A 4,882-nucleotide genomic window follows, 5' to 3' on the forward strand; every position below is an offset into this window, starting at 1 on the left:
CCCCCCGCCGTCACCGGCCAGCCCGCGTCCACCCCCCCCCGGCCACCCGCCGGCACCACCCCGACCCCACCACCCAGATCCACCGCCTCCTGCACCCGCGCGACCACCTCCCGCCCCGGCACGAACGGCAACCCCACCGAACCCCCCACATACCCCGACCCGCCGCCCGTCAGCAACGCCAGATCCGCCCCCCCGATCCCCGACAACACCGGACGCACCCGCACCCACCCGCCATCCGGCGGCACCGGATCATCCCCATCCACCAGCCGCAACGCCACCGACCGGCCCACCACCCCCACCCCACCGACCCGACCCGCGACCCGCCCCGCCGCCACCCGCACCGGCGACCCGCCATACCACTCCAACCCCCGCGTCACCGCGCACCCCCCACCCGCAGCGCCACCGCCGCCTGCGCCCGCGCCGCCGCCGCCACCGCCACCCGCTCCCGCCGCGACCCCACCACCAGCCGCGACCCCGCCGCCACCGACCACTCCTCCACCGGCCACCCCGCCCCCCGCGCCACCTGCAACAACGCCACATCCGGATTCACCGCCACCGGATTACCCACCGCCCGCAACAACGGCAGATCCGACTGGCTGTCCGCATACGCCCACGACACCGACAGATCCGCCCCCACCAGCCGCGCATGATGCGCCACGAACGCCGCCCGCGCATCACCCACCAACGGCGACGACGCCAACCGGCCCGTGCACAACCCGTCCGGCCCCACCTCCAACCGGGCCGCCACCACATCGTCGAACAACGGCGCCAGCGGCGCCGTCACCGCCTCCAACGCCCCCGTCAACAACACCGTCCGATGCCCCGCCGCCCGATGCTCCCGCACCCGACGAATCCCCGCCGGACGCACCCGACGCAACAACACCTCCCCAGCCGCCTGCGCCACCAGCCGCTCCAACTCCAGCGGATCCACCCCCGCGTACCGGGCGTACACCGCCCGCATCAGATGACCCCGATCCCGACGTTCCGCCCGCACATAACCCGGCAACGCCGCCGCCAACCCCGCAAGCTCCCGCACCCGCGCGACCCCACCCAGATCCGACAACCGCATCCACAGATACGACTCCACCACCGACGCCGACGCCACCGCCCCATCCAGATCGAACACCGCCAGCACCCCCTCACCCGCCGGCAGATGCCCCGACAACCGCCGCGGCGACGCCGCCGCCCGCGGCCGACGCAACACCGCCGTCACCGCCGGACAGTGCACCCGACACAGATAGTGCTCCCAGTCGATCGCACACGGATCGAACCCGAACTCCACCTGATCCGAGGCATCCATCGACTCGTGCAACACCCGCGTCGCGTCATCGACATACACCAGCTCCGCCTTCGTGTACGCCCGGTACACATCCGAATAGCGCCGCAGAAACGCCACCCGCGCCTGCGCCCGCTCCAACTGCCCCGCCACCTGACGCACCCGCATCGACGACGTCGGCACCTGCGACAACACCCGACCCGCCGCCCCCACCAGCCGCTCACTACGCCGCAACCGCGACTCCGCCGCCGCCGCCCCCGCGAACGGCCACTGCGGAACCCCGATCGCCCCCCGACCCCGCTGCGGCAACGGATCCGTCAGAAAATACTCCCGCACATGCTCGTACAACTGCTGGAACCGCAACGGATTACGAAAACCCGAACACACCGTGTAATACGCCGGGGAATCCACCGGCGGCACCGTCGCCGCCGCCGCCAACGTCGCGTTCACCACCAGATCGATCGGAATGATGTCCACCACCGCGTCCGGCGACGCCGGGAAGTCCGGCAACTCACCCCGCCCATACGCCAGAATCAGCGGCTCGGCCATCTTGAACCCCTCGATCCACCCGGGGAACGGCCGCCGCAACGCACTCTCGATGATCGACGGACGGATCACCGTCAACGGCAGATCCCCGTGATGCTCCTCCAACCAGCGTTCCCCCAACGCCTTCGTGAACGTGTACGCATCCGTCCACCCCAGCACCTGCGCCCGCTCACCACCCGCCGACACCAACCGGCGCGCCACCCACTCCCGGCGCAACCGCTCCGCCTCACCCGAGACCGTCTGCGCCCCCGCCGCCTCGAACCGCACCCGCCCCGCCCGCCGGAACCGCGCCGAGTTCTCCGGCGACCGCGACGCGTCCTCGATCTGCTCCCGCACCCGGGACGCGAACGCCTGCTCCACCCGCCAGTCCACCTCATGCGGCAGCGGACCCTCCGCGATATGCCCCGAACGCAACCCCGCCACATACGCCGTCGACACATGCACCAGATGCGGACGCGCCCCACCCGCCCGCAACGCCCGCAGCAGCTCCTGCAACCCACCCACATTGATCCGGAACGCGTCATCGATCGGCGGATCGAAGGACACCTCACCCGCGCAGTGCACCACCACGTCGATGTCCGCCGGCAGATCCGGCACCGACGCCAGATCCCCCTCGATCACCTCCACCCGGCGCGCCACCAGCTCCGCCAGCCCCGCCGCACCCATCTGCTCCCGCAACGCCCGAAACGCCGGCTTACGCAGCATCCGGGTCACCCGCGCCGACCCCGAATGACTACCCCGCGGACGCACCAGCGCCACCACGGACGTCTCCGGAAAATCCGACAGCAACCGCTCCAGCAGCGCCTCGCCCATGAACCCGGTCACCCCGGTCACCAGCACCCGCCGACCCGCGAGCCGCTCGCGCAGCCCCACCATGGACCTCCGCTGCCCCTGGCCCGGACACCCCCACGGGCATCCACGCCGCACCGACCGGACCGGCGGACGCCCATCCGGAAACACACCCGAGCGGACGCGACGAACCCGTCCGTGCGACGCCAGCCCACCCACCCGGCCGACCGGTGCCCCAGTCGCAGTACGCACGGAAACCTACCGTCCACCCCACACCGACGATGCACCCCGCCCACTAACCGGGTGCGCCACCCGCCGCCGCACCCCGCACCACCCCACCCACATCCCCACCAGCCACCCCACCCGCCACCCCGCCACCCGCCTCGGCGCCGACCTCGGCGCCGACCTCGGCGCCGACCTCGGCCAACGCCGCCGTCAACCGGCCACACGCCGAGGAGATCCCGTACCGCGCCCCCAACCGCGCCACCTCCGCCGCGTCCACCGCCGCGGCCGGCAACGCCCACGCCACCGGCCCGATCGGCACATCCCGCACCACCGCCACCACGCCCACCGCCGCCGCCAGATACTCCCGCGCCCCCACCAACCGCCGAAACACCGCACCCGACACACCGTCCACCGACCCGGTCGGCCCCGCCGCCGCCACCGCCGCCCGCACCGCCGCCAACGACCCGAACCGGTTCAACAACGCCGACGCCGTCTTCGCCCCGACCCCCGCCACCCCCGGCAACCCGTCACTGGGATCCCCCCGCAACACCGCGAAATCCGCATACACCCGACCCGGAATGTCATACCGCGCCGACACCGACGCCTCATCCACCACCGCGAACCGCTCCACCGCATACCGCACCCGCACCCCGGCCGCGTCATCCACCAACTGGAACAGATCACGGTCCCCGGTCAGCACATCCACCCCACCCGACCCGCGAAACCGCGTCGCGAGCGTCCCGATCACATCATCGGCCTCGAACCCCGCCGCCCGCACCCGCGCGATCCCGAACGCGTCCAACACCGCGTCGATGACCGGAAGCTGCCGCTGCAGGTCCTCCTCCACCACCTCCACCGCCCCACCCGAACCAGCCACACCCGCGTCGCCACCGGCCACCCGATGCGCCTTGTACGACGCCAGCAACGCCACCCGAAACGCCGGCCGCCAGTCCGCGTCGAAACACGCCACCACCGCACCCGGACGCACCTCGAGAATCTGCCTCGCCAGCACATCCAGCAGACCCCGCACCGCGTTCACCGGCATCCCGTCCGGCGCCCGCACCGACCGCGGCACCCCGTAGAACGACCGGAAGTACAACGACGGCGTATCCGCCAGCAGCAACCCGCCACCACCACGCCCACTCACCGAACGCCACCTCCCGTCACCACAGCCAAGCCGTCACCACAGCCAAGCCGTCACCACAGCCAAGCCGTCACCACAGCCAAGCCGTCACCACAGCCAAGCCGTCCCCACAGCCAAGCGCACCGACCCCACCAACCCGCGACACACCAGCCGACCGTAGCCACTGTCCCACCGGGACCAGGCAACGGACCAGAAACCCACCCCAACCACCCCACTCACCTGCGTACGCTCCGGATCGTGCTGGAAGATCTCGACCGACGAATCGTGCAGATGCTGTGCCGAGACGGGCGCATGAGTTTCACCGACCTGGGCCGCGCCACCGGCCTGTCGGTCTCCGCCGTCCATCAGCGCGTCCGCCGCCTCGAACAACGCGGAGTCATCACCTCCTACACCGCGCTGGTCGACCACACCCAGATCGGCCTGCCCCTCACCGCCTTCGTCTCGATCACCCCGATCGACCCGAGCCAACCCGACGACGCCGCCGAACGCCTCACCCACATCGTCGAGATCGAGGCCTGCCACAGCGTCGCCGGCGAGGAAAGCTACCTGCTCAAGGTCCGCGTCGCCACCCCCGCCGCCCTCGAAACCCTCCTGCAACGCATCCGCGCCGCCGCCGGCGTGTCCACCCGCACCCTCGTCGTGCTCTCCACCCCCTACGAAGGCCGCCCCCCCGCCCTGTAAAACCCCACCGGACACCCCAGCACCCCCAGACCTCCCCTCGGGCACACTCGCCCCGTGCCCACCACCCCCCACCCCCGCACCGTGCTCTACCTCGGCGGCCACATCCACCCCGCCCCCCCCCCCCCCCCCCCCCCCCCCCCCCCCCCCCCCCCCCCCCCCCCCGCCCCCCCCCACCCCCCCCCCCCCCCCCCCCCCCCCCACCACCCCCCCCCCCCCCCCGC

At 72.5% G+C, this 4,882-nt stretch carries 3 protein-coding genes and 1 pseudogene; 1 reads left to right on the forward strand and 3 read right to left on the reverse strand.

Annotation, left to right across the window (positions count from 1 at the left end; all coding sequences use genetic code 11):
• From MXD59_RS25700 to MXD59_RS25710, 3 genes and pseudogenes are all read right to left on the reverse strand, one after another.
• A pseudogene (locus tag MXD59_RS25700) lies at positions 1-377 on the reverse strand (zinc-binding alcohol dehydrogenase); the annotation flags it as partial.
• Positions 374-2,695 carry an SDR family oxidoreductase gene (locus tag MXD59_RS25705; protein ID WP_248827151.1) on the reverse strand — a complete coding sequence of 774 codons (2,322 nt, stop codon included), beginning with the start codon at positions 2,693-2,695 and terminating at the stop codon, positions 374-376. The gene MXD59_RS25705 and the pseudogene MXD59_RS25700, both read right to left, overlap by 4 nt.
• 211 nt (positions 2,696-2,906) lie before the next feature.
• The gene (locus MXD59_RS25710) at positions 2,907-3,983 is read right to left on the reverse strand and encodes a 5'-3' exonuclease (protein WP_248827150.1); all 1,077 of its coding nucleotides are present in this window, start codon (positions 3,981-3,983) and stop codon (positions 2,907-2,909) included.
• Between the two features lie 234 nt (positions 3,984-4,217).
• On the opposite strand from MXD59_RS25710, the gene MXD59_RS25715 reads away from it, so the two are divergent.
• Positions 4,218-4,661, forward strand: coding sequence for an Lrp/AsnC family transcriptional regulator (locus MXD59_RS25715; RefSeq protein ID WP_504858369.1), 444 nt, complete (start codon positions 4,218-4,220; stop codon positions 4,659-4,661).
• Positions 4,662-4,882: the final 221 nt, after the last annotated feature.

Source organism: Frankia umida (assembly GCF_023242945.1).
In the GTDB taxonomy this organism is placed as follows: Bacteria; Actinomycetota; Actinomycetes; order Frankiales; family Frankiaceae; genus Frankia; species Frankia umida.